Consider the following 23,213-nt stretch of genomic DNA (forward strand, 5'->3'; position numbering starts at 1 on the left):
TTCAATCTGTTGCACAGAAATCCCAATCCAACCTGTGCGTGTGCGCAGGCAGAGTGCGCGCGCCCTCGCATAGGAACGCCCTGCTCGACCGCCTATGTTTTGCGAAACGGTACTTCGGAGGGCATGAAAGATGGGCCTGTTGGTCGACGGCAAATGGCACAACACCTGGTATGATACCAAATCCACCGGCGGCGCGTTCAAACGCAGCGCCGCACAGTTTCGCAATTGGCTGACGGCTGACGGCGGCGCCGGGCCTTCGGGTAAGGGCGGGTTCAACGCCGAAACCGGACGCTACCACCTGTATGTCAGCCACGCCTGCCCATGGGCGCACCGCACTCTAATTTTCCGGGAACTGAAAGGGTTGCGGGATCATATCTCGGTCTCGGTCGTGCATCCCGACATGCTGGATAAGGGGTGGACGTTTGAAGCTGATGACAATGGGGCAACCGGGGACACCCTGTATGGTCTGGGCTTTGCCCACCAGATCTACACCAAAGCCGACCCTACCTATTCAGGTCGTGTCACAGTTCCGATCCTGTGGGATAAGGAACAGCAAACGATCGTCTCGAACGAAAGCTCGGAAATCATCCGCATGTTCAATTCGGCCTTTGACGGGATCACAGGCAATACCGACGATTATTGGCCCGAAGAGATGCGCGATGACATCGAAGAGGTGAATGCGCGCATCTATTCCGACGTCAACAACGGCGTCTACAAATCCGGCTTTGCCACAAGTCAACAGGCCTATGACGCCGCCGTGGATCCGCTGTTTGAAACACTGGACTGGCTGGATGAGCGTTTGGCTTCAAACCGCTATCTGATGGGCGATCGCCTGACCGAGGCCGACTGGCGGCTGTTCACCACCCTGATCCGGTTCGACCCTGTTTACCACTTGCATTTCAAATGCAACCGGCGGCGTCTGGTCGATTATCCGAACCTGTGGGCCTACACCCGCGAGCTATATCAATGGCCGGGTGTCGCATCGACGGTGAACATGCGGCACATCGTGCGCCACTACCACTATAGCCACGAGAGCATCAATCCACATCGGATTATCCCCACGAACCCGGTTTTGGATTACATGGAACCCCACGAGCGCGGTCAGCGACCAGCCGCGTAGTGTTCCACCATCGCCGCCAGATCCTCTGGCGGCGTTCCGCTTTGCACATAAGCGCAGGCGTTTGGGCTGTGGGCAAAGATCGACCCGTCCGAAAAGAAGGTGGTGTTGGTGACAAAGATCACACGCGCCTCGGGGCGGCGATAGCTGGCGAAATCGGCCACAGCCAAGGCACTGCCGGTTTCCAGAACCAGATCCAACACGATGATATCGAAATCCGTGCCGTACAGGGCAAGGATCGCAGCCTCTTGCCCGGCAACAAGCGTCACTTCGGCGCCTTGCCGTTCCAGATGCCTTTTCCAGACCCGACCAAGGTCGGGGTTACTCTCAACAATCAGTACTTTCATTTGCAACAACCTCGGCACTTGGTAGAGTGTGTGGTGCCGACCCCCGTGGTTTGTGATCACGCTTATTCCTTAACAAAGTGTTAACGATGCCGGTCAACCGGGCCGATCACGCGGATTTGCTTGTATAAGCGGCAAAAATCCGCTTGAAGCAGGCGCAAACACGCAATTCCGGCGAGAACACCGATGGCAAGCCCAAACGCAGATTTGAACCCCCGTGCCGCGCGCGATCATGGCGGCGGGCTGGACGGTGCCATCGCCCGGTTCGGTGGCGCGCGCGACTCCTGGTTGGATCTGTCAACCGGGATCAACCTGCACCCCTATCCTGTTTCAGGACTGACCCAGTCGGACTGGACCGCGTTGCCCGATCACGGCGCGTTCGAACGGTTGTCTGCGGCAGCACGCCAATTCTGGTCCGTGCCAGCCGGTGCCGAGATTCTGCCAGCGCCCGGCGCATCGGCAGTGATTGCGCGCATACCCGCGCTTGCGACGACGGGTCGGGTACAGATCACCGCGCCCACATACAACGAACACGCGGCGGCATTTTCCGCGCAAGGCTGGAAAGTTCAACCTGATGGCCCGGCCGAGGCGCGCGTCATCGTGCATCCCAACAACCCGGACGGTCGCATCTGGAGCGTGGAAGATGCTAACGCCCCGATGACCGTGATTGACGAGAGCTTTTGTGACGTTTGCCCCGACGCATCCCTAATTCATCTGGCTGAGCAGCCCGGTGTGATCGTGTTGAAAAGTTTCGGCAAGTTCTGGGGTTTGGCCGGGTTACGACTGGGATTTGCGATTGGCCGCCCTGACCTGATCTCAAAGCTGAACGATCTGACCGGCCCGTGGTCCGTCTCGGGCCCTGCCCTTCGGATCGGGGAACAGGCGCTGCAGGACACAGACTGGGCCAAGGAGACCCGTCGGCAATTGGCGGATGCGGCAGATCGGCTGGACGGGCTCGTCACGGGCAAAGGTGCAGAACTGGTCGGCGGCACCACATTGTTCCGCCTTTATGACGTCGACGATGCCGCCGCTTGGCAGGCCAAACTGGCCCGCGCCCATATTTGGAGCCGTATATTCCCCTACTCAAACACCTATCTGCGCCTTGGCTTGCCGCCCGCAGACGGGTGGCGTCAGCTTGAGGCCGCGTTGTGAGCACAGCTTTTCTGCTGGTTTGCGCCATGTGTCTGGACGCGGCGCTTGGAGAGCCAGATTGGCTCTGGTCGCGCATTCGTCATCCGGCAGTGATCATTGGAACCGCCATCGGCTGGCTGGACCAGCGCCTGAACCGCGGAACGAATAGGCGCTTGAAAGGCGTGGCCATCGTGCTGCTGCTGATCTTTGGCGCAGTGATTCTGGGCCGCGCGCTGACCCTGTTTGGGCCGGTGATCGAGATCATCCTTGCCGCAATTCTGCTGGCACAGAAGTCACTGGTGACCCATGTCCGCGATGTTGGTGACGGACTGCGCACCTCCTTAACCGAGGGCCGCGCCAAAGTCGCCATGATCGTTTCGCGAGATACGCGGGACATGACCGAGGCGCAGGTCGCGCGATCTGCGATTGAGAGCGCTGCTGAAAATCTCAGCGACGGTATAATTGCGCCCGCGTTTTGGTTTCTGGTTGCGGGCCTGCCGGGGATTCTGATCTACAAGGCGGTCAATACCGCCGATAGCATGATCGGTTACCGGTCGGAAAAGTACCGCGACTTCGGCTGGGCCGCGGCGCGTCTGGACGATGTGTTGAACCTCATCCCCGCGCGTCTGACCTGCGTGATGATCGTGGCGCTATCCGGTCAATGGGCGCGCTGGCCAGAAATGGTCGCGGATGCACGCCGCCATATCTCACCCAACGCCGGTTGGCCCGAGGCCGCCATGGCACGCGCCTTGAATGTCGCCCTTGCCGGGCCGCGCAGCTATGATGGTCAGGTCCGCGATCTGGCCTGGGTCAATGGTGATGCGCGACGCGACATCGGCGCGCCGGAGGTTTTCCGCGCATGTGACATGCTTTGGCGGGTTTGGGGGCTTGCACTGGGCCTCGTGTCGGTGTGGGTTGGGGTCAGCTTCATTTTCTGACGGACCCTAAAATGCGTTTACTCTCGGGCATCCTTGCCGCCACCCTGCTCGCCTCACCTGCCTTGGCCCAATGTGGCGGCGGCTTCAATTCCTTTGTTAAGGGTCTAAAAGCCGAAGCCGTTCAACAAGGGTTCGACAAATCCACCGTGAGCAGCTTTTTCAAAGGTGTTCAACAAGACGGCGCGGTTCTAAAGGCAGATCGGGCGCAGGGCGTGTTCCAGAAACCGTTTATCGACTTCTCGCGCCGCCTGATCTCACAAAACCGGATTGATAGGGGCAATTCCATGTCCCGAAAATACGACGCGGTGTTTGACCGGATCGAGAGCGAATATGGCGTGTCGCGCGGTGTCTTGCTGGCTTTCTGGGCGTTCGAGACCGACTACGGTGCGGTACAAGGAGACTTCAACACCCGGAACGCCCTGGTCACCCTGGCGCATGACTGCCGCAGGCCCGAACTGTTCCGACCGCAGGTTTTCGCCGCCATCGAGCTTTACAGCCAAGGAAACTTTGATCCCAACCGCACGACCGGTGCCTGGGCAGGTGAGATCGGCATGGTGCAAATGCTGCCCCGCGACATTCTGGAAAATGGCGTGGACGGGGACGGGAACGGAAAGGTCTCGTTGAAAACCTCGGCCCCTGATGCGTTGATGTCGGGCGGCAAAATGCTGTCGCATCTGGGCTGGCGTCCAGGTGAACCCTGGCTGCAAGAGGTGAGTGTGCCGGCCCAAATGGATTGGTCCCTGTCCGGCCCCGGCAAGTCCCGACCGGTGTCTGAATGGCAGGCGATGGGCGTTCAGGCACGCAGCGGATCATTGGCCAACCTGCCCGCCTCACTGATCCTGCCGCAAGGCCACAAAGGTCCGGCCTTTCTTGCCTACCCAAATTTTGATGTCTATTTCGAATGGAACCAGAGCTTTGTCTATGTCCTGACCGCCGCATATTTTGGCACTCGGTTAGAAGGCGGGCAAATCTATGACGCGGGTAATCCGGCACAAGGACTATCGGGCGCGCAAATGAAGCAGTTGCAGAAAAAGCTGCAAGCGCGCGGTCATGATGTCGGCAAAATCGACGGCATTCTCGGTGCGGGAACGCGCGCCGCTGTTCAGGCCGAACAGGCACGGCTGGGCCTGCCTGCGGATGCATGGCCAACAGCTGATCTGCTCAACCAACTATGAGCCCCAAGGCGTCCCGCACGGACGGGGCGCATCTTCACGCAACAGCAAAGAATTACGCAACCTCGGCGTGGTGACGCGGCGCGTTTGGTTCAAACGCGTGTGACGTCAGCGCCTCTCCCCGCGTTTCAATCGCCGTATTGGCGGGGATTTCGGTCCATTCGCCGCTATTCGCGTCCAGCGGTTCGGACGAAATAATGAACCCATCCTTGCACGCCTTGTAGTGAAGGCTTGGGGCAAAACGATCCGAGGCATATCGGGCGGCAAACAGGCGATCGCCGTCCGACCAACAGGCCGCAAAGCGAAGATACGGCATCGTCCCCCGGCGCCGCGACAAATCTTCGACACGCTGAACTGCGCGCTCCATTGCACCCACCGGATCGGCACCCAAACCTTCGCCATGCGCAATCAGAAAAATAGCTTCGCTTTCTGTTGCACCAAGTCGGTGACTGTAGAGGTCGGGCGGTATCATCCCGTCCAGCTCCTGCCGGATGCGGTCATGCCCGCCGGCCTGCCCATTATGCATAAAGCTCCATTTTCCAACACCAAACGGGTGGCAGTTGTTCCGTGAGGTCGCGGTGCCCGTCGATGCCCGCACATGGGCCAGAAAGAGATGCGACCGGGTGTGATGCGTGAGCTGTTTCAGGTTGGCATCCGACCACGCCGGGTTGGTATCTTTGTAAAAACAAGGCGTCTCACGCTCGGAATACCATGCAAGGCCAAAGCCATCCGCGTTGATCGGGGTTTTGCCGATCAGGGCATTTCGGCTTTGAATAACAAGCGATTGCTCCTGATTCAGAACCAATTCGTCCAGATATCGCTTTGCGCCTGCCCAAGCCAAAAATCGGCACATCTGCCAGCCCCTTAAATTGCGAAATATTTTTGAGAGCATACCACCGAGCAAGACAAGAAAATTCACCGTTCTTCTCAGGAAATCGCTGATGTTTCGATCAAATGACAACACAAATAACACAAACCGAAAATCAACTCGGTTCTCTTACAAGGATCCGATACCTAATCGCCAAGACAGCAACCAAACTCACTCAGGCCGGACCGGATATCTGTTACCCTTCTCGTCAATCAGGATCAAACGCTCGCCGCTGTGTACATAGAGATCGCAGCGGCTGAATCCGTTTCGATAGGCGATGCAGACACTGCCGTCATCGGCAATAGAATATGTCCCGAATGCAGACTCCCCGCTTGCATAGGTAAAGGAATAGGCCCCACCGGCTGAAAACTTGGACTGGCCGTCGTCATAAAATGTCAGAGTTCGACCCGCCAAGGCATCCAGCTCTTCGGGTGAAAGCCGGACATCGCCTGGTTTTGTGGGCCATTCCGCAGCCGCAACCGGGCTGGCAGTCATCAGAGCAAGGATCAAATATCGGGTCATACCGCCACCTTAACCCGCAACCCGGCGATTGAGGCATAACGTTGCAGTGAACGATCAGGCGACCATCTGTTCGGCTTTTTTCAGATCGACCGAAACCAACTGGCTGACGCCCTGCTCCTGCATGGTCACACCAAACAACCGATCCATCCGTGCCATGGTCACAGCATGGTGGGTAATGATCAGGAATCGTGTGTCCGTCTGGCGGCACATCTCGTCCAGCAAATCACAGAAACGGGTGACGTTGGCGTCATCCAGCGGTGCATCGACCTCATCCAGCACACAGATCGGTGCGGGGTTGGCGAGGAACACGCCAAAGATCAGCGCGGTTGCCGTCAGGGTCTGTTCGCCACCCGATAGCAGGCTGAGAGTCGAGAGCTTTTTGCCCGGTGGCTGGCACATGATTTCCAGGCCGGCATCCAGCGGATCGTCGCTTTCGACCATGACCAGATTGGCCTCGCCACCGCCAAACAGGTGCTTGAACAGCATGGCGAAGTTCGAATTCACCTGCTCAAACGCTGTCAACAGACGTTCGCGCCCTTCACGGTTGAGGCTGGCTATGCCGCTGCGCAGGGCCTTGATCGCCTCTTCCAGATCCGCCTTTTCGCTATTCAGTGTGTCAAACTCTTCCTGAACTTCTTTGCTGTCTTCTTCGGCCCGCAGGTTCACTGCACCCATTGCGTCGCGTTGACGCTTGTGGCGGTTCACTTCCGCCTCCAGCGCATCTGCTGCGGGCATCTGATCGGGGTTCACGTCCAACTGGTTGAGCAACTGGTTCGGCGTCAGTTGCTGATCCTCGGCGATGCGTTCCGCAGCCGCGACCACACTTTCCTTAGCCGCATCACAGCGTGCCTCGGCCGCTGCGCGGGTTTCGCGGGCTTCCGACGCCAAACGCTCGGCCTCACGTTCGGCCAGCACAACCTCGCGCTGCTGAGTTTCAGCCGTTGCAAGCTTGTCGGCGGCCTCGGCGCGGCGCGCCTCGGCGGTTTCGATCAGCTCATTCAGTTCTTCGCGGGCTTCGGCGATTTCACCCGGGGCGGCCATCGCCTCGGACAGCTCTTCCTCAGAGCTTTCCTTGCGCTCGACCAGTTCTGAGATGCGCTTTTCTGCCGACTCTAGCCGGTGCCGCCACCCGCTGAGGTCCTTTGTCACTTCCTGAGCTCGCCGGGTCCGTGCCTCGCCTTCGCGGCGCAGCTCATCATGGGATGAGCGGTGGGTCAGCATCGTGATCCGCGCGGCCTCGACCGTCTGCTTGATATCCTCGACCTGCGCACGCGCGCTGTCGACATCACCCAGGCCGGACAGCGCACCCTCGGCCTCGCGCAGTTGCGCGCGGGCGGACATAGCATCGTCCTTGTGCCGGTCGACCGCAAGGGTCAGCGTTTCCAGCTTGCCCTGCGCCAAATTGCGGTCGGCTTCGGCCCGACTCAACCGGCGCGCGGTTTCCGCCATCCGCTGATCCGCAGCGCGACGGGCTTCGCGGGCACGGCGGTCTGCCTCAGTAACGTCCGCCAGTTGCTGCGACAGCGCCTCATGCGCGGCGCGGGCACCATCGGCCTGCGCCTCGGTGCGGGTGAGCTCCTGTTTCAGTGCCTCAAGCTTGTTGAGCTGTTCCAACCGCAAAGCTGCCGCGCTTGGGGCATCTTCGGCCCAAGCCCGGAACCCATCCCAGCGCCACAGGTCACCCGAACGCGATACCAGCCTCTGCCCTGGCTTCAACGAGGCTTGCAGTCGCGCACCCTGATCCGCATCAACCAACCCGATCTGAGCGATCCTGCGGCTCAGTCGATCCGGGCCGGAAACATGCAGCGCCAATGGTTCGGCCCCATCGGGCAGCGGTTGATCCGCATCATAGCCCGCGACCTGCACCCAGCCTGACGGCCCGTCGCCCTCAACCAATGGCGCGCGCAAATCGTCAGCCAGCGCCGCCCCAAGCGCCTTTTCATAGCCAGGCTCAACGCGCAGCAGATCCAAAACCTGCCCACCTTCGGCCGTATCCCGTTCGACCAGCTTGGCCAGAGCGGATGTCTCGGCCCGGATCGCGCCCAGTTCACCCTCGGCCTCGGACCGCTGAGCGCGTGCCTCGGCTTCTCGTGCCTGCGTTTCATTGCGCAATTCGTCAGCTGCGGCTAGCGCTTCTTCCGCAGCCTCAGCAGCCTCGCGCGCCTCTTCCTCACCGTCCTGCGCTTCTTCATACGCTTCACTGGCGCGGGTCAATGCACCACGGGCTTCGTCCACCGCAGCACGGGCTTTCTTTTCCTCACCCTCGGACCGGGCCAGCGTCTTGCGGCTGTCTTCAACCAAACGCTGGGCTGATTGGTGACGCGCGACAAGACGCGCCATATCTTCGGTTTCCTGTGACAGGTGATCTTCGCGGTCCTGCAACACAGATGCGGCTTCGCGGGCGATTTCGGCGGCTTCGGCCACCTTATCGTCATGCCCTTCGGCCGCTTTGGCCAGTTCGCGCGCTTCCCATTCCAGACGCTCAATCATCTGGCCCGCGTCCCGGTTCAGGCCGGTTTCGCGCTCGATGTCGTTGCTCAACTGCTGAATGCGGTTGGTCAGTGTCTCAATCGTCTGGCGCGCGCGGGTTTCCTGATCGGTCAGTTGATCACGTTGTACCTGCTGCCGTTGCAAGACTGCTGCGGCAATGGCCTCTTCTTCGCGCAAGGGCGGCAGTGTTTCCTCGATCTCCGAACGCTTGGCGCTGGCTGCGCGCGCTTCGGCCTCAGCACGGGAGGCTTCGGTGATCCGCTCGCGCAGCACGTCTTCGGCTTGCTGGCGGGCCATGTCAGCCTCTTTCCAGCGGCGATAGAGCAACATCCCCTCGGCCTGCCTTAGCTGCTCGCCAATCTCACGGTACCGCGCCGCCTGACGTGCCTGACGCGCAAGTTGAGCCAATTGGGTGCCCAATTGCTCCAGCACGTCGTCCACACGGGTCAGGTTGGATTCAGTGCCCTTTAGCTTCAGCTCTGCCTCGTGGCGGCGCTGATAAAGGCCCGAGATACCCGCCGCCTCTTCCAAGATACGGCGGCGTGCACGGGGCTTGGCGTTGATCAGTTCGGCAATGCGGTTCTGCCCTACAAGAGCCGGCGAATGCGCGCCGGTTGAGGCATCGGCAAACAGCATCTGAACGTCGCGCGCCCGAACATCCTTACCATTTGTCTTATAAGCGCTGCCGACATCGCGCGTGATACGGCGCACGATTTCCAACTGGTCACTGTCATTGAACCCTGAAGGAGCCAACCGTTCCGAGTTGTCCATGGTCAGGACGACTTCGGCAAAGTTTCGCGCCGGTCGCGTTGCGGCCCCGGCAAAGATCACATCCTCCATCGCGCCGCCACGCATGGATTTGGGGCGGTTTTCACCCATTACCCAGCGCAACGCTTCCAGAAGATTGGACTTGCCGCAGCCGTTTGGCCCCACAACACCGGTCAACCCATCCGCGATGATCAGATCGGTTGGATCTACAAAGCTTTTGAAGCCGGTGAGTTTGAGTTTGCTGAAACGCAAAGGCGACAATCCATGATTCCTACATCTGGAAGTCTGCGCAACCCATTGGGGCTGAGTCAACGGAGTAACGCAGGATATGGGATTTCAAGCCAACTTATCCACAATATCTTGCCGAAATACGCAAGAAAGCGCGTATTTCAATACGGCGTGCACTCGAAAACCTGATAGCCGGTATCGTTGCTGTCGTCCTCAAATGTGCCGAAGTCGATACATTCATAGTTCGGCGTTGAAACTGCGGTCAGCAACAAACGCTCTCCGGCGTCCCGATCGCAGCCTAAGACGCCGACTGTCACCGCAGCATCGCCAAGCACGTCCAATATGGGGCAACCTGACACCTGCGCCATCGCCAGCGCTGCCCGGTCACGGATGCGCCCCAGGCGCGGCGCGTATTGCGTGTTGATCCGAACAGCCTCGGCCAGCTCACCCCGAACGCGCACGTCAAATACGCTGCCATTCACGGCCACGCGCGTCGCGGGCGCATCACGAAAGTGGGGCGTGCCAGCCGAGCAAGCGACCAGCACAAGGAGGGACAGATACCGGATCATGCCCTCAGCATTGAGCGACTTAGGTTAACAAAACCTTTCCAACAGTTACGCGCTCAGAACCTCACCCAAGCGGCGAATTCCTTCACGGATCGTATCTTCATCCGAGTTCGAGAAACTCAACCGGATCGTGTTGGTCCCGCTTCCGTCCGGAAAAAAAGCCCCGCCCGGTACAAAGGCGACTTTGACGGTTTCCAGCGCCCGAGCCAACAATTCGGCCCCATTTGTACCGACCGGCAATGTCACCCATACGAACATACCGCCCTCGGGTTTGGTCCACTGCACGCCATCGGGCATATGGTCCTGCAACGCCTGCAACATGGCGTCCCGGCGGACACTGTAAACCCGGCGCAACATCGGAATGTGTGTGTCGAAGCAGGCCCGAGCCACGTGATCTATGGCCATCTGGTTGATGGTTGCTGAATGCAGATCGGCTGCCTGTTTCATAAGGACCAGTTGCGCAATTACAGGCTTTGCCGCCACAACCCAACCAACCCGCAAACCCGGAGACAGGGTTTTCGAAAAACTACCACAATAGATCGTGCGACAGTCCTCAATTGATCCTTTGCGCGCCAATTCCAGCGCCAAAACCGGAGGGATTGCGTCACCGTCGTATCGCAGCGCCTGATAGGCTCCGTCTTCGATCACTGCACAGTTCAACTCGTCCGCCAGATCCAGCAAAGCCTCCCGCCCGCGTAAATCCACGGTCTCGCCGGTCGGATTGGCGAAATCGGGTGAGAGATAGGCGAACTTGACCGCGCCCTCACCCGCAGCTGCCGCGTATTCCGCCGCGCCGCGGTTGCCATTGATGCCAAGCCGATCAAAGCGCGGCTCATAGGCGTTGAACGCAGCCAACGCACCCAGATAGGTCGGCCATCCAACCAACGCGGTATCGCCCGGAGACAGGTAAAGCTTGCCCAGATAATCCAGTGCCTGCTGCGAGCCAGAGGTGATCAGGATGTTATCAAGTCCGCAATCCACTCCGTTGGTGGCCATGTGATCGACTAGCCATTCGCGCAAAGGCACATAGCCTTCGCTGACAGAGTATTGCAGCGCCTGCGCCTGCTGTTCCGGGCTCAATGCAGCCTGAAACGCAGCGGAAAACCCTTCGGCCGGAAACAACGCGGGATCGGGGATGCCGCCAGCGAACGTGATGATTCCAGGCTGATCCAGCAGCTTGAGCAATTCGCGTATCTCGGACGCTTTCATCCGGGATGCTCGCGTGGCGAATAATTCGTGCGTAGACATGAGCCTCCTCCGCTCTCAGATGGGCGCAGCCTATTCAGCCAATCACAAAAGTCAACAATACTGACCTAATATTTCAACCGCTGTGATCCGCCGTTCTTGAACAGCGCCACAATCCGTGGTCATATGATTTGACCAATTTAATAGACGCCCACATGCCCTTTCAAAAAGTCCAGACCGAAAAGCTTTCGATCGCGGTGGTTCGCCAGATTGAACTGTTGATCCTGCGTGGCATTTTACGCCCCGGCGAACGCCTGCCAGCCGAGCGCGAATTGGCCGAACGGCTGGGTGTATCCCGACCTTCCCTGCGCGAGGCGATTGCAGAACTGCAAGGCCAAGGGTTGCTAACCGCCAAGGCAGGGTCCGGCATCTTTGTGGCCGAGGTTTTGGGTTCAGCTTTTTCCCCGGCGCTGATCAGACTGTTCGGCAGCCATGACGAGGCGGTGTTCGACTACCTCTCATTCCGTCGGGACATGGAAGAATTGGCCGCTGAACGCGCCGCTCGTCTGGGGTCAGAAAGCGATCTGAAGGTGGTTCAGACGATCTTTGACAAGATGGAGGCCGCCCACACACGCAATGCGGCTGAGGACGAAGCACAGCTGGACGCCCAGTTCCACATGGCGATCATCGAAGCCAGCCACAATGTGGTGATGCTGCACATGATGCGGTCAATGTTCGATCTGTTGCGACAGGGCGTGTTCTACAATCGCCAGATAATGTTCCGACAGCAAACAACACGCGAAGCCATCCTTGACCAGCACCGCGCCATCAACACAGCGCTGCAGGCCCGCGACCCTGTTGCGGCCCGCGCCGCCGTCGACGCGCACTTAACCTATGTTGAACAATGCCTTTGGGACGGGAAGAAGGCCGAACGCAACGAAGACATCGCCCGACAAAAATTGATGCATGAGGCCAAAGATTAGGCAGGCGTCAACACTCTGATGTCGCGCCAAATCCACCCTCAGTTTTACCAGCGATCTCTTCATAGAGTGCCTGATATTGGCCTGCGACTGCGGCCTCTGCAAAGCTGTCCACGGCATGTTGCCGGGCGGCACCTGACATGGACATCCCGGTTTCACTGTGGCGGTTCTGCAGGATCGAGATAATGCCTTGCGCGAGGTCTTCCGCCTCGAATGGGCGCGCCAGATACCCCAGGCGTTGATTTGGAACCAGATCCGACAGCCCACTGGTTTTGAAGCCCGCGACCGGAACGCCACAGCACATGGCCTCGACACCAGTATATCCCAGCACCTCGCGCCGGGATGGCAATACAAAGATATCTGCAGCCGAATAAATGCGCTTCAGCACCCGGTTGTCGCTAATCCGCCCCATGAAATGGACCGGATAAGGAAACTCGGCGTCGATTTTGTCGCTGCCAAATACAACTGCCTGAACATCTGGAACGGCAGAATGCACCCGCCGCATAGCTTCTACGAGGTGGGCAAAGCCTTTGTTGGGATCTTGGGTCGCTTGGACGGCGCCAAACAACACCAGCGGAATTTCCTGAGGCAGTGACAGATCGGCGCGCGCCTGTGCCTTTTTGACCGGTGCCCAGAAACCGGTATCGATAGCGTTGGGGATCACGGTGACAGGCCAATCCCGCATCAATGCACTTTGCCGCACACAGTCAGCCAGCCAATTACTGGGGCAAACGATCTGAAATGGTTTTTTCCAATGTGCGGCTTTTCTTTTCCAGACCCAGCGGTTCAGGTCAAACCCACGGAATTCGGATGACATGTAACCGCCACGCCATCTGTCCAGCTCGCTCACATGCTCGGCCCCCGAGAATGGCCACATGTCATGAAACGTCCAGACCACGGGACGTTTCAGCGCTCCGATTTCGGCAATCGAAATCATGTCGGAATTCACCCAGTGCAAATTCAATATTTGCCACGGTTGGCTGTTCAGATACGCGGCCAGGCCCGACCTTGCCAGACCAAGAGATGCCAACCCATTGACCTGATTTCTTGCATATTTCTTTCGCAGATGACGTGCGTATTCGCGCTGGCAAAGCCGCTTTAGTGTTTTCTGCGGCGCGAATTTTGTGATCCGATCCTCGTCCGGGCCATCGACGACGGTCATGTACGAATCCGTCCCTTTGGACAGCAAGGCATGATGCAGCCTGCGGGCAGCGATGGCGGCACCTCCGCCAGAATAGCTATGGCTGATATGGTTTACGCGCATTGGAACGAATTTCGTGAGAATGTCCGAAGTTCATTCGTCAGAGCCTTTGGGTTTTCGTCGTCAAGTGACATTCTCATTTTCAAACGACGCCAATCACCCAAGAAGTTTATTCCTTAGCCTTCTGATCTTGCGTCTTAAACGGGTCAAACGGTTCGGTCTATAGCTGAAATGCGCCCGCAGCGCCTCAAGCGCGACCTTGTCTTCGGCGATATCGTCGGGAAATGGCAGCTCAAAGTCATGGCAGAGATCTTTTGGTTTAACCTCATCCAATGGTCCGCAATGGGTACCAGACCCGTCCAGACCGATATTCTCGGCAAAAGACCTGCAAGGGGACAAACAAAGGCCATCTTGCTTGAAAATTGTCGCGTACCAGAAAATCGCCCAAGTCCGAATGTCACCGCGCAAATTGCCTTGCACCTGACCCCATAAATCCTCCGCCCCGTTCAGGTTGAACCGATAAATGTCATCGTCGGAAAGCTGTTGCTCCAGTTTTTTCGGGTCGCGTTCGAAATGCTGCCAGCGATCGGCCCAGCTGGCCCATCCCCAGCAGCTCATGAAACGCCAGAAAACCGCGCCACGCCGATCCAACAAGGGCGGAAGGTCTTCGTTGAATCCCGCGATATGCCAGACGCGCGGGTTATCTTGATATCGGTCCAGCGCATGGTTCATGTAGGTGAGAAACGCGGGTGAGGTCACAATGTCATCTTCTACGACAATCGCCTTGCCGTAAGACTGCATCGTAGCGGTGACGCCGTCCTGAATCGAGCGGGCCAAACCCGCATTATCAACACGTGCATGCAATGTAAGAGAGGCAAAGCCAGTCTGCGCCTCAATCACTTTACGGGTTTCCGCAACCACGAGTGCTTCGTCTGCCGAACGAGGCCCATCGAGATATGCAATTACATCGGTGCGTGCCGCCAAAGGCGACGCCGCAAGCGCGCGCAAAGTCCGCGCGGTGTGATCGGGTCGGTTGAAAGCGAACAGGCAGACCGGCGCTGGATCGGCAATCGCGGGCGCTGTGTCAATCATAGCAACTCTCCGTCGGGTTTCGCGCAGGGTATTTCACGTCAAAAACATCGCCAAGAGCAGTCCCCCAAAAAAAGAAACCCGAAAGCAGTCAGCCTTCGGGTCACTCTTTGTCGAAACGGCGTTGGAAACTATCAATGCAGCTTGTCACCAACATCCGCAATGGACGCGTCGATCAGCTTGTTCGCCTGTGCCGCGGTCATCTGCTTGGCCAGAACCGCATTGGCAGCCGAAACTGCAACGGTGATGGCCTGATCACGGACTTCTTTGACAGCCGAAGCTTCTGCCGACGCGATCTGGTCCTGAGCCGCAGCCAGACGGCGGGCGATGGATTGCTCCAGATCGGCCTTTGCCTGTTCTGCTGCCAGAATGGCATCGTCTTTTGCTGCTGCAACGATGGCGTCTGCCTGGGCTTGAACTTCACGCTGCTTGCGCTCGTATGAGGCCAACAGGCTGCGCGCTTCTTCGTGCAGGGCGCGGGCTTCGTCCAATTCGGACTTGATGCCTTCGGCGCGGTTGTCCAACGCTCCACCGATCATGCCCGGGACCTTGAAATAGAATAGGACCGCGATGAAAACGATGAAGCCCAGAAGGACAACAAAGTCGGTGTTGCCAAGCGAGAAGAACGGGCCGCTTGCGGCAAATGCCGGGCTGGCTGCGCCGACGGTCAGGATAAGGGCAAGAGTGTTCCGCATGTCACTTATCCTTTCATCTGCGCGTCAATTGCACTGTCGATGGCTTTGGCATCCGCCTCGCCGCCCAGCGCGGTGACCAGTTCGGTAGCCGTATCCTTGGCAACCACTTGAATGCTTTCCAGCGCACCAGCACGGATTTCGGCAATCGCCTTTTCCGATTCAGCCGCCTTTGCTGCGATTTCCGCATCCGCCTTGGCGATTGCATCATCCAGACCAGACTGGATTTCAGCACGTGCTTCGGCAGCGATACGCTGTGCCTCAGAACGGGCATCGGCCAGCGCCTTGTTATAGGCCTCTTCAGCCTCGACCGCTTTGGCCTTCAGATCTTCGGCCGCAGCCAGGTCATTTGTAATGGTCCCCTGACGTTCAGCCAGGATTGCCGCGATGCGGGGCAGAGCCACGCGGGACAGGACCAGAAAGATGACGACCAGCGTAATGACCAGCCAGAAAATCTGGTTGGGGAACCAATCGAAGCAGAGCTGCGGCATACCAATCGCCGACCCATGAGAGTCAACGCAGGTGCCAGCTACTTCTTTGGCAAGGGGTTCAGTCGCCATGATGTCCTCCGTCGGAACGTTGTCTTTACAACAGGTGGGCCGCTATGGCTTGGACCCACCTGCGCGTAAGGATCAGGTTCCGCAGATTAGACGGCGAACATCAGCAGCAGCGAGACCAGGAATGCGAAGATCCCCAGGGCTTCTGCGAACGCGATACCGATGAACAGGGTTGCGGTCTGCGAAGCAGCCGCCGAAGGGTTGCGCAGAGCGCCGGCCAGGAAGTTGCCTGCAACGTTGCCTACCCCGATTGCGGCTGCGCCGGAACCGATTGCTGCCAGGCCTGCGCCGATGTGTGCGAGATCGCCTTCCATGATGTTTCTCCTTACGAATTGGAAGTTTCGATGTTGGGGTATCAGACCTTAGTGCGACGGATGCAGCGCATCTTTCAGATAAACACAGGTCAGAATGGTGAATACGTAGGCCTGAATGAAGGACACAAGGACCTCGAGGCCATACATTGCGGTGATCGCCAGCACGGACACGGGCGAGATCACGGCAATCGCGGCAAAGCCTGCGAACACCTTGATAACCGCGTGGCCTGCCATGACGTTCCCGGCAAGACGAATGGAGTGGCTGACCGGACGCACGAAGTACGAGATCAGCTCGATGATCGCCAGGACAGGGCGCAGCGCCAGCGGTGCGCTGGACACCCAGAACAGACCCAAAAACGCGGCGCCGTTCTTGACGAACCCCAGAACGGTCACGGTCAGGAACACAGCCAGCGCCAACGGGATGGTCACGGCGAAATGTGATGTGGTGGTGAACGACGTCGGGATCATGCCCAGGAAGTTCGCGCAGACGATGAACATGAACAGGGTCATGACATAGGGGAAGTACTTGACGCCTTCCTTGCCGCAGATGTCTTCCAGCATCTTATAGATGAAGCCATAGGCCAGTTCGGCCACCGACTGCATCCGGGTCGGGACAATCGCGCGCTTCGAAGTACTGAGAACCAGCAGACCAAAGATTGCGACAATCGCAAAGAACATCCAAAGTGTCACGTTGGTGGGCGTATACCATGCAATCGCACCGTCGCCGAACAACGGCTTGACGATGAACTGGTCCATCGGGTGGAATACCAGGCTGCTGCCTTCTGCTGCGGTGGTCTCGGTCGCCACGTTCAGTCCCTCTCGTCCTTCTCGGCCGCGCTTGCAGCCGCTTGTTTCTCTTGAACCTCTTTCGCGCTGCGGAGCATAACCTTCACGCCCGCGACAAGGCCCAGCAATGTGAACAGCACCAGAAAGATCGGGATCGTCCCGAGCAGGCTGTCCAGCCCGTATCCGATGCCAAATCCGATCCCCAGACCGGATACCATTTCTATGACCATCCTCCAGGCAAGCTCGCCCCCGGACACGTCAGCATCCGCACGAGGTTTCGGCGCTTTGGCCTTTTTCGCCGCGTCGATCTTGGCCTCCAGCTGCGCCATACGCTGCTTTTGGTCATCATCGGTCACGGGCAATTCCCTCGCACAGTCTTGGGTAGGGTGCTAAGGGGCATGAGGCGCAGAGTCAACGGCGTTGAACGCCCGAAATGCCGCACTTTACCATATTGTTACTAAAGGGTTTTTTCCTAAGCTCGATGTAAGTGATCACTGCCTGTTTTCGGCGACATCCTTCAGAACCCTTGAATCCGCATATTCAACCAAATGGTTGACCAAACCTGGGCGCTGTGGTTGAGCGAGAGGATGTCCAACGATCTCGACACCGTTTTCGCGGCCCTTGCCGACCCCACCCGCCGCGCCATCCTGGCAATGCTGCTTGAGGATGATATGGCCGTCACCGATGTGGCGGAACCGTTCGAAATGTCGTTGGCGGCCATCTCGAAGCATCTGGTGATCCTGACCAAGGCCGGGCTGATCAGCCAGGAAAAGCGGGGTCGGGTGAAGTGGTGCAAGCTGGAACCTGATGCGATGCGCACCGCATCGGTCTGGATGCAAGGCTTCGGGCAGTTCGAACCAGTCAATCTGGACGCGTTTGAACGGTTCCTAGAGGTCGAATTGCCCGCGACGGACGAGGCCTGACCTATCTGACCGCAAGCACCGAGACCTTAGCGTGCTTGGCCAAATATCCGGCGTGGCTTGAAAAGATATGGTCCGTAATGCGCGGCGCATGGGTTCCAACGACGATCAGATCCGCCCCAATCTCTTCGGCGGCGCGCGTCAGGTCACCGTCTACCTCGGCAGCTACATCTACGGAATGGATGTTGCGCGCCGAAACCTCAGAACCACTCTGCTCAGCAAGTTGATCCACGATGGCTTGCAGTTCGGTGCTGATCGCCGCTTCTGAATGCGTGACGTCGCCCGGCTGGGTTCCGGTCACACTGACGATCGTGATCCGGGCGCCTTGCCATTTCGCCATCTGCGCCGCGACATCCAAAGCTTTGCGAATTTCCGGCGGCAGGTGAATATCAACAGGGATCATAATGTGGCTGAACATGTCATCTTCCTCCTGCCGCCTATGTTATCGGGCTTTGGAAAAGACCACTTTGATCTGCCTCATCTCGATTATAGGGGCGATTTCCTTCTGTCTTGCCCGATTGCAGCTAGCCTTCCTGACTATATTCGACACCGATAACCACACCCGTTGCATCCGCAAGGCAAAGCCACGGCGCCGTTGCACCCGCAACATCGACGGTCGTAATTGTTCCGGTCGGCACGGACTCGGTCGAAACTGCATTGACGTCAGCGGCCTGAACACCCGTCTCAGCCGACACAAGCGCTTCACAACTGCCTTGAAGGGAAGTCTCTGACGACCCCTGCCCTCCTCCTTGGGTACAGGCAGATAACGTCGCACCAACGACAAACAGAAAAACTCGATTCATCACTCCCTCCGGGATAGTTCGTCAGGCCCGAAGGTTGTTGGGTAGCAATCAAATGGCAAGAGTTATTCCGAGCTCGGCGCAGCATCTTTCGCGGATTGGTCTTCGCTTTTGAGCAGCAGGACCAGTGCGATCGCGGTCAAAATCACGCCGAACAGCACCATAACTGTTGGCGCAGGCCGCCCAAGCGCAATTTCCCACAGGATCACCCAACTGGGGATCAGATATGTGTAGGCCATGACCTTAGCCGAAGGCAGGCGCAATGCTGCGAACTGGACCAGAACGAAACTGGAAGCCGTTGCGAAGACCGAAAGATACAGCAGGCTGATCCAGACGATCAGCGGCAGGTTTGCCCAGTCGGTTGCCCGAATGTCCGACCACCCCACAATCGTCAGGATCGCGCATCCCGCGACCAGCGTACCAAAGGTGAAAACCACTGCGGGTTCGCCCCGGTTCAGCTTGCGCACCATGGGTGTATAGATCGCATGGGCCATACAGCCCCAGAAAAAGATGATCTCTCCGCCGCCGATCTCGAAGGCGCGAAAGGCTTGCCAATCAGCACGGAAGATTACCCACAAGGCACCGGCCGCCCCCACCGTCAGGGCAAGTGCCATGCGCGGTGTGGTGATCTGGCGCAGCAGAACCCATCCAGCGACCGCAGACATGACCGGGGTCAAAGTAAAAACAGCGGATGTGCTGACCGGGTCGGCGGTTTTCAGGCCGTAGAACATCAACACAAAATAAGTTGCGAACAGCCCGCCTAAAATCGCATAGCGCCAAGGCGCTTGCGCCGCGCTGCGCGGTAAACCTGTGGTGGAAAGCGCCGCAATGCCAATGATGACAGCTGCGATCAGAAACCGCCCGGCGGTAATCGCCAGCGGGGCAATCTGATTGGCCACGATGGATCCCAGTGAAAAACTGCCCGCCACCAGAACCGAGAACGTGATCATGGCCAGATGGCCACGTGCCTGCGGTGTCACGAAAGCCAGCCTTTGGACTGCTCCTTCAGGAAGGACAGAAAGGCTTGAACCTTGGTTGTTCGGTGCAGGTCCACATGTGTCACCAACCATAGCTTGCCGCTCCATTCGGGCAGCGGTTCCATCACCTCAACAAGATATGGGTCGCGGGATGCTTCCCACCGAGCCATGAAGCCGATCCCGGCCCCGGCCAACACTGCCTCGCGCATGCAGAAGTTGTTGGTACAACGGAAGGCGATTGCCTCGGCGGGAACGTTTTCGCGAAGCCATTTGGAAAACGGTGCGCGGCTGTTTTCGTCATCCGTGCCGACAAACAGGTGGTTTGCGAATTCATCCAGGCTTGCTGGTCGACCGCGGCGCGCCACGTACGACTTGCTGGCAAACAGGCCGATTTCTTGCGGAATAAAAGGCTGCACAACGTTGTCAGGCTGATCCGGGGCGGCGCCCGCTCGGATAGCGACATGCGCTTCGCCGTATTCCAAACGGAACAAGCGGTCCCCAGTTAGGTACCGCACGATCAGCCCGGGATGCATTGATTGGAATTCTGACAAGGCCGGAACGACCAATGGTGCCAATGAGGCCAGAGACGTCACAACTAATTCGCCCGAAACATCATCGCCACGCCCTTTCATTCGACCCACCAATTGATTGAATTGGTCTTCGGTGGCTTGAGCTACGCGCAGCAAGTCTTCACCGGCATCGGTCGGGGTATAACCTCGGGCGTGGCGCTGGAACAATTTGACGCCCAGCCGCGCCTCGATCGCGTCTATGTGGCGGATCACGGTGGCATGGTGCACACCCAGGATCTCGGCAGCGCCGCTGACGGTGCCCATCCGGGCAACCTGATAGGCGGTTTTGACTTCGTCCCAATTGTCCATCGACTAGGCCCATTGTGCAAATTCCAACAATACCTGTTGGTATATCTGCGTTTCGTTCGCTGACGCAACAATCATATTGATCCCGGAAACAATTTCCCTGCCAAACAAGGAATCCCTGACATGACCAAGACAATCCTGCATATCGACGCTTCGGCCCGCCGCACCGGGTCCGCCACCCGTGACCTTTCAGGCCAGATTATCGGGCATCTTGGGGCAGATCGTATTATCCGCCGCGATCTGGCCAGCCCACTGCCGTTGCTGACCGAAGATTGGATCAACGCCAACTTCACCCCTGCAGATCAGCGCGACGAAGTTCAGCGCGATCTGCTGGCCCTGTCGGATGAGCTGGTCGGCGAATTACAAAACGCCGACACCATCGTCATCGGGCTGCCGATCTACAACTTTTCAGTGCCCGCAGCGTTCAAGGCGTGGATTGATCTGGTCGCCCGCGCGGGCCTGACCTTTGCCTATTCAGAGAACGGGCCCAAAGGGCTGTTGGAAGGCAAGCGCGCCATCCTAGCAATCGCATCGGGTGGCACAGAAGTCGGATCCGAGATCGACTTTGCCACAAACTATGCCAAACACGTTCTGGGTTTCATCGGTGTCCATGATGTCGAAGTCATCGCCGCGGACAAGATGGCATTGGACGCGGACGCGGCGTTGGCCAATGCGCAAAAGGCCGTTACAGAACTCGCCGCCTGATCCTCCTCTGGCTTTTGCTGTGTGAAACGTCCAATCTGCGCCTGATCGGGATTTTGCAGACTGGGCGTTTACTATGAAGAAGATCGGAATTCTCGGCGGTGTAGGCTGGGCCTCGACCGTGGACTATTACCGGGCCATTTCCGAAGGGGCGAGCCGACACTTTGCAGAACGTGGCCATAGCTCACCCCTGCCGATCCCGCCCATGACTATTGAATCCGTGACCCAGGCCAAGACCCGCGCCCTGCGAGGTGTGGCCGGGGATGAGGCAAGTTGGGTCGGGTTTGACGCGGTATTCCGTGACGCGCTGCTGACGCTTGAGGGCGCAGGCTGCGACTTTGGCATCATCGCCTCGAACACACCGCACGCGCGGCTTCATGCGATCCGTCAGGGTGTCACTATGCCGATTCTCAGCATTTTTGATGCGACCGCCGAGGCGACGGCCTCAACCGGAGCCTCCAGAGCGTTAGTTCTTGGAACGACGGTGACCATGCAGGCCACCAACTACGCTGACCGGCTGGCCGCAGAAGGGATCAGCGCAAATAATCGCCTGCCTGACGCAGAGATTGCAGAGATGCAGGCCATGATCGACAGCGACTTTTACGGAGGCGCATCCGACGCCGCGCACGCGCGGCTGCTGGCGTTTTGTAACAAGCACGCAAAACCGGGAACTGCGATCCTGCTGGCTTGCACCGAACTGCCGCTGGCTTTCCCCGATAATCTGGACGACGCTGTTTTTGAGGCCGACGGCCATCTTTTCGTCAATCCGTCTGCCGCCCATGTTGCTGCAGCGCTGAAAGAGGCGCTCAGCGATTGACTACGGAAGCCAGGTAACCTCGCACCCAACGCGATCAAAGAAAGCCAACAGATCGTCGCGCTGAATGGCGACGGTCCGGTCATTGACCAGAGGGTGCATATAAATGACGTCTGCCATCTGCGCAGCGGCGTCCATGAAAAACCGCACATCATTCTGCACGCCGTTGATCATCGCCAGTGGGCTGACCGCACCGGGGCGGATACCGAGGTTCTGCAACAATCGATCCGCTGATCCAAAGGACAGGCTACCGACTCCTAACTCTGCGCCCAGCGCCTTCAGGTCAACCTCGCGGCTTTGTTCCAGCGTCACCAGATAGTTCCGCTTTTTCTTGTCCCGCAGGTACAGATTCTTGAGACGCAGGGCGTTTTCGCCCGGCACCATGAACTCATCCTCGACAGCCTTCGACTCGTCCACCGTGCGCAAGGGCACATGGGTATGAAGGCGATAGTCCAATTCCCACTCATCCAACTGCACTAACAGCGCGTCAGAGCTGAGCGGCAGTGTGTCCTGAAAAGCAGATGAGGCGTCCATTACAATCTCCTGTCGGGGCTTTACCCGCGACCTGACACAGAAATGACCGCCCCGCAATCAATCGAAATGCAACTCGAACCCCGGCAACGCCACAAAGGGCGCGCGGAAATTGTCGCCGATGAAGTAGTACAGCCCCTGTTCAGCATCGTGCGCGATGCTGAAACAGCCATAGTTTTCTTCGGCCCAAAGACCCGTCCAGCTGGAACAATACTGATCCTTCTCGACCTTGTAGCGTGCCTCGGACGGTGCAGCGTCGCCTTCCTTAATCCACAAGGTCAAGCCTGAAGGGGCAAAATACTGACGCGTTTCCACACCATAATGCAGCCCCTTGATCGTCTGTCCCCGAAGCAGTGTTTCAATCTCAGCGCTGGTCAGGTTCTTTTCTTCGGCAACTGCGGCAGAAGCTGCGCAGGCAAGCGCAACGGCAATAAGCTTCTTTTGTAACATGGTGGCTTTCGCTTCAAATTGGTTGAGGTATTGGTCCTGCCTAGTGCAGGGGCGGTTAGCGAAATTCAAATAAACTTTGGCTCAGACCCGATCAAACGGTTGTGAGAGGCTGCAGCGCGATTTCGGCTTTAAACAGCGATGTGACGCACACCGGATAAGGCCCGCGACAGGTCAGGAAAACGATGTTAGCGTGCCG

At 58.3% G+C, this 23,213-nt stretch carries 27 protein-coding genes; 8 read left to right on the top strand and 19 right to left on the bottom strand.

The genetic code is table 11. The features are described from left to right. Positions 1-130 precede the first annotated feature (130 nt). Positions 131-1,120, top strand: coding sequence for a glutathione S-transferase family protein (locus GOW16_RS20250; RefSeq protein WP_170419042.1), 990 nt, complete (start codon positions 131-133; stop codon positions 1,118-1,120). On the opposite strand, the gene GOW16_RS20255 is transcribed toward GOW16_RS20250, so the two are convergent. Further along, entirely contained in the window at positions 1,102-1,464 is a 363-nt protein-coding gene (locus tag GOW16_RS20255; RefSeq protein WP_170419044.1) for a response regulator transcription factor, read from the bottom strand. The two genes, GOW16_RS20250 and GOW16_RS20255, sit on opposite strands and share 19 nt — an antisense overlap. A 183-nt stretch (positions 1,465-1,647) precedes the next feature. On the opposite strand from GOW16_RS20255, the gene GOW16_RS20260 reads away from it, so the two are divergent. Genes GOW16_RS20260 through GOW16_RS20270 form a run of 3 tightly spaced genes read left to right on the top strand, consistent with a single transcriptional unit; the run spans position 1,648 to position 4,705 of the window. Continuing rightward, positions 1,648-2,613, top strand: a complete 966-nt coding sequence (locus GOW16_RS20260; RefSeq protein ID WP_170419046.1) for a threonine-phosphate decarboxylase — start codon at positions 1,648-1,650, stop codon at positions 2,611-2,613. Continuing rightward, positions 2,610-3,530, top strand: coding sequence for an adenosylcobinamide-phosphate synthase CbiB (gene cbiB, locus GOW16_RS20265; protein WP_170419048.1), 921 nt, complete (start codon positions 2,610-2,612; stop codon positions 3,528-3,530). The genes GOW16_RS20260 and cbiB overlap by 4 nt, the downstream gene beginning before the upstream one ends. Positions 3,531-3,541: 11 nt before the next feature. Then, complete coding sequence (locus GOW16_RS20270; RefSeq protein ID WP_170419050.1) at positions 3,542-4,705, top strand: lytic murein transglycosylase; 1,164 nt, start codon at positions 3,542-3,544, stop codon at positions 4,703-4,705. A gap of 52 nt (positions 4,706-4,757) precedes the next feature. On the opposite strand, the gene GOW16_RS20275 is transcribed toward GOW16_RS20270, so the two are convergent. From GOW16_RS20275 to GOW16_RS20295, 5 genes are all read right to left on the bottom strand, one after another. Continuing rightward, positions 4,758-5,555, bottom strand: a complete 798-nt coding sequence (locus GOW16_RS20275; RefSeq protein WP_170419052.1) for a class II glutamine amidotransferase — start codon at positions 5,553-5,555, stop codon at positions 4,758-4,760. A 186-nt stretch (positions 5,556-5,741) separates the two neighbouring features. Further along, positions 5,742-6,092 carry a hypothetical protein gene (locus tag GOW16_RS20280; RefSeq protein ID WP_170419054.1) on the bottom strand — a complete coding sequence of 117 codons (351 nt, stop codon included), beginning with the start codon at positions 6,090-6,092 and terminating at the stop codon, positions 5,742-5,744. A 54-nt stretch (positions 6,093-6,146) separates the two neighbouring features. Next, a complete protein-coding gene (locus GOW16_RS20285; RefSeq protein WP_170419217.1) occupies positions 6,147-9,602 on the bottom strand; it encodes a chromosome segregation SMC family protein in 3,456 nt (1,151 codons plus the stop codon). A 137-nt stretch (positions 9,603-9,739) separates the two neighbouring features. Continuing rightward, on the bottom strand, positions 9,740-10,147 hold the full coding sequence (locus GOW16_RS20290) for a hypothetical protein (RefSeq protein ID WP_170419056.1): 408 nt from the start codon (positions 10,145-10,147) through the stop codon (positions 9,740-9,742). Positions 10,148-10,192: 45 nt separating this feature from the next. Continuing rightward, positions 10,193-11,392 carry a PLP-dependent aminotransferase family protein gene (locus GOW16_RS20295; RefSeq protein WP_170419058.1) on the bottom strand — a complete coding sequence of 400 codons (1,200 nt, stop codon included), beginning with the start codon at positions 11,390-11,392 and terminating at the stop codon, positions 10,193-10,195. Between the two features lie 152 nt (positions 11,393-11,544). On the opposite strand from GOW16_RS20295, the gene GOW16_RS20300 reads away from it, so the two are divergent. After that, the gene (locus GOW16_RS20300; protein WP_170419060.1) at positions 11,545-12,312 is read left to right on the top strand and encodes a FadR/GntR family transcriptional regulator; all 768 of its coding nucleotides are present in this window, start codon (positions 11,545-11,547) and stop codon (positions 12,310-12,312) included. A gap of 7 nt (positions 12,313-12,319) precedes the next feature. Here GOW16_RS20300 and GOW16_RS20305 read toward each other — a convergent pair whose 3' ends face one another. From GOW16_RS20305 to GOW16_RS20335, 7 genes are all read right to left on the bottom strand, one after another. Continuing rightward, positions 12,320-13,573 (bottom strand): glycosyltransferase, encoded by a 1,254-nt coding sequence (locus tag GOW16_RS20305; protein WP_170419062.1) that lies wholly within the window; start codon positions 13,571-13,573, stop codon positions 12,320-12,322. A 93-nt stretch (positions 13,574-13,666) separates the two neighbouring features. Then, complete coding sequence (locus GOW16_RS20310; protein WP_170419064.1) at positions 13,667-14,602, bottom strand: sugar transferase; 936 nt, start codon at positions 14,600-14,602, stop codon at positions 13,667-13,669. A gap of 131 nt (positions 14,603-14,733) precedes the next feature. Further along, a complete protein-coding gene (locus GOW16_RS20315) occupies positions 14,734-15,294 on the bottom strand; it encodes a F0F1 ATP synthase subunit B (RefSeq protein WP_170419066.1) in 561 nt (186 codons plus the stop codon). A 5-nt stretch (positions 15,295-15,299) separates the two neighbouring features. Then, positions 15,300-15,851 carry a F0F1 ATP synthase subunit B' gene (locus GOW16_RS20320; protein ID WP_170419068.1) on the bottom strand — a complete coding sequence of 184 codons (552 nt, stop codon included), beginning with the start codon at positions 15,849-15,851 and terminating at the stop codon, positions 15,300-15,302. 86 nt (positions 15,852-15,937) lie between these two features. Further along, the gene (locus GOW16_RS20325; protein WP_005981269.1) at positions 15,938-16,162 is read right to left on the bottom strand and encodes a F0F1 ATP synthase subunit C; all 225 of its coding nucleotides are present in this window, start codon (positions 16,160-16,162) and stop codon (positions 15,938-15,940) included. 48 nt (positions 16,163-16,210) lie between these two features. Next, entirely contained in the window at positions 16,211-16,969 is a 759-nt protein-coding gene (locus GOW16_RS20330; protein ID WP_170419070.1) for a F0F1 ATP synthase subunit A, read from the bottom strand. Between the two features lie 2 nt (positions 16,970-16,971). Further along, positions 16,972-17,304: an AtpZ/AtpI family protein gene (locus GOW16_RS20335; protein WP_170419072.1), complete on the bottom strand. Its 333-nt coding sequence runs from the start codon at positions 17,302-17,304 to the stop codon at positions 16,972-16,974. 231 nt (positions 17,305-17,535) lie between these two features. Here GOW16_RS20335 and GOW16_RS20340 point away from each other — a divergent pair, with 231 nt between their 5' ends. Further along, a complete protein-coding gene (locus GOW16_RS20340) occupies positions 17,536-17,871 on the top strand; it encodes an ArsR/SmtB family transcription factor (RefSeq protein WP_170419074.1) in 336 nt (111 codons plus the stop codon). Position 17,872: 1 nt separating this feature from the next. Here the strand turns inward: GOW16_RS20340 and GOW16_RS20345 are convergent, their stop codons facing one another. The 4 genes from GOW16_RS20345 to GOW16_RS20360 all read right to left on the bottom strand — a co-directional run bounded on the left by GOW16_RS20345 (position 17,873) and on the right by GOW16_RS20360 (position 20,523). After that, positions 17,873-18,286: a universal stress protein gene (locus GOW16_RS20345; RefSeq protein WP_170419076.1), complete on the bottom strand. Its 414-nt coding sequence runs from the start codon at positions 18,284-18,286 to the stop codon at positions 17,873-17,875. A gap of 106 nt (positions 18,287-18,392) precedes the next feature. After that, entirely contained in the window at positions 18,393-18,671 is a 279-nt protein-coding gene (locus tag GOW16_RS20350; RefSeq protein WP_170419078.1) for a hypothetical protein, read from the bottom strand. A 62-nt stretch (positions 18,672-18,733) separates the two neighbouring features. After that, positions 18,734-19,648, bottom strand: a complete 915-nt coding sequence (locus GOW16_RS20355) for a DMT family transporter (RefSeq protein ID WP_170419079.1) — start codon at positions 19,646-19,648, stop codon at positions 18,734-18,736. Next, positions 19,645-20,523, bottom strand: coding sequence for a LysR family transcriptional regulator (locus GOW16_RS20360; RefSeq protein ID WP_170419080.1), 879 nt, complete (start codon positions 20,521-20,523; stop codon positions 19,645-19,647). Before GOW16_RS20360 ends, GOW16_RS20355 begins: the two co-directional genes overlap by 4 nt. Before the next feature lie 120 nt (positions 20,524-20,643). Between GOW16_RS20360 and GOW16_RS20365 the strand changes: the two genes are divergently transcribed. Next, entirely contained in the window at positions 20,644-21,225 is a 582-nt protein-coding gene (locus tag GOW16_RS20365) for an FMN-dependent NADH-azoreductase (protein WP_170419081.1), read from the top strand. Positions 21,226-21,298: 73 nt separating this feature from the next. After that, positions 21,299-22,039 (top strand): aspartate/glutamate racemase family protein, encoded by a 741-nt coding sequence (locus tag GOW16_RS20370; RefSeq protein WP_170419082.1) that lies wholly within the window; start codon positions 21,299-21,301, stop codon positions 22,037-22,039. Here the strand turns inward: GOW16_RS20370 and GOW16_RS20375 are convergent, their stop codons facing one another. Together GOW16_RS20375 and GOW16_RS20380 are read right to left on the bottom strand one after the other, a co-directional pair. Then, entirely contained in the window at positions 22,040-22,570 is a 531-nt protein-coding gene (locus GOW16_RS20375; RefSeq protein WP_170419083.1) for a prolyl-tRNA synthetase associated domain-containing protein, read from the bottom strand. Between the two features lie 57 nt (positions 22,571-22,627). After that, entirely contained in the window at positions 22,628-23,017 is a 390-nt protein-coding gene (locus GOW16_RS20380; RefSeq protein ID WP_170419084.1) for a hypothetical protein, read from the bottom strand. Positions 23,018-23,213 lie beyond the last annotated feature (196 nt).

The sequence above is a fragment of the Ruegeria atlantica genome (assembly GCF_013033965.1).
GTDB classification, from domain to species: domain Bacteria; phylum Pseudomonadota; class Alphaproteobacteria; order Rhodobacterales; family Rhodobacteraceae; genus Ruegeria; species Ruegeria atlantica_D.

Bases quoted from the DNA above. Each gene is read 5' to 3' on its own strand.
- GOW16_RS20250 (WP_170419042.1), top strand. From the start codon at position 131: ATGGGCCTGTTGGTCGACGGCAAATGGCACAACACCTGGTATGATACC.
- GOW16_RS20255 (WP_170419044.1), bottom strand. From the start codon at position 1,464: ATGAAAGTACTGATTGTTGAGAGTAACCCCGACCTTGGTCGGGTCTGG.
- GOW16_RS20260 (WP_170419046.1), top strand. From the start codon at position 1,648: ATGGCAAGCCCAAACGCAGATTTGAACCCCCGTGCCGCGCGCGATCAT.
- GOW16_RS20270 (WP_170419050.1), top strand. From the start codon at position 3,542: ATGCGTTTACTCTCGGGCATCCTTGCCGCCACCCTGCTCGCCTCACCT.
- GOW16_RS20275 (WP_170419052.1), bottom strand. From the start codon at position 5,555: ATGTGCCGATTTTTGGCTTGGGCAGGCGCAAAGCGATATCTGGACGAA.
- GOW16_RS20280 (WP_170419054.1), bottom strand. From the start codon at position 6,092: ATGACCCGATATTTGATCCTTGCTCTGATGACTGCCAGCCCGGTTGCG.
- GOW16_RS20290 (WP_170419056.1), bottom strand. From the start codon at position 10,147: ATGATCCGGTATCTGTCCCTCCTTGTGCTGGTCGCTTGCTCGGCTGGC.
- GOW16_RS20295 (WP_170419058.1), bottom strand. From the start codon at position 11,392: ATGTCTACGCACGAATTATTCGCCACGCGAGCATCCCGGATGAAAGCG.
- GOW16_RS20300 (WP_170419060.1), top strand. From the start codon at position 11,545: ATGCCCTTTCAAAAAGTCCAGACCGAAAAGCTTTCGATCGCGGTGGTT.
- GOW16_RS20305 (WP_170419062.1), bottom strand. From the start codon at position 13,573: ATGCGCGTAAACCATATCAGCCATAGCTATTCTGGCGGAGGTGCCGCC.
- GOW16_RS20310 (WP_170419064.1), bottom strand. From the start codon at position 14,602: ATGATTGACACAGCGCCCGCGATTGCCGATCCAGCGCCGGTCTGCCTG.
- GOW16_RS20315 (WP_170419066.1), bottom strand. From the start codon at position 15,294: ATGCGGAACACTCTTGCCCTTATCCTGACCGTCGGCGCAGCCAGCCCG.
- GOW16_RS20320 (WP_170419068.1), bottom strand. From the start codon at position 15,851: ATGGCGACTGAACCCCTTGCCAAAGAAGTAGCTGGCACCTGCGTTGAC.
- GOW16_RS20325 (WP_005981269.1), bottom strand. From the start codon at position 16,162: ATGGAAGGCGATCTCGCACACATCGGCGCAGGCCTGGCAGCAATCGGT.
- GOW16_RS20340 (WP_170419074.1), top strand. From the start codon at position 17,536: ATGTCCAACGATCTCGACACCGTTTTCGCGGCCCTTGCCGACCCCACC.
- GOW16_RS20345 (WP_170419076.1), bottom strand. From the start codon at position 18,286: ATGTTCAGCCACATTATGATCCCTGTTGATATTCACCTGCCGCCGGAA.
- GOW16_RS20350 (WP_170419078.1), bottom strand. From the start codon at position 18,671: ATGAATCGAGTTTTTCTGTTTGTCGTTGGTGCGACGTTATCTGCCTGT.
- GOW16_RS20360 (WP_170419080.1), bottom strand. From the start codon at position 20,523: ATGGACAATTGGGACGAAGTCAAAACCGCCTATCAGGTTGCCCGGATG.
- GOW16_RS20365 (WP_170419081.1), top strand. From the start codon at position 20,644: ATGACCAAGACAATCCTGCATATCGACGCTTCGGCCCGCCGCACCGGG.
- GOW16_RS20370 (WP_170419082.1), top strand. From the start codon at position 21,299: ATGAAGAAGATCGGAATTCTCGGCGGTGTAGGCTGGGCCTCGACCGTG.
- GOW16_RS20375 (WP_170419083.1), bottom strand. From the start codon at position 22,570: ATGGACGCCTCATCTGCTTTTCAGGACACACTGCCGCTCAGCTCTGAC.
- GOW16_RS20380 (WP_170419084.1), bottom strand. From the start codon at position 23,017: ATGTTACAAAAGAAGCTTATTGCCGTTGCGCTTGCCTGCGCAGCTTCT.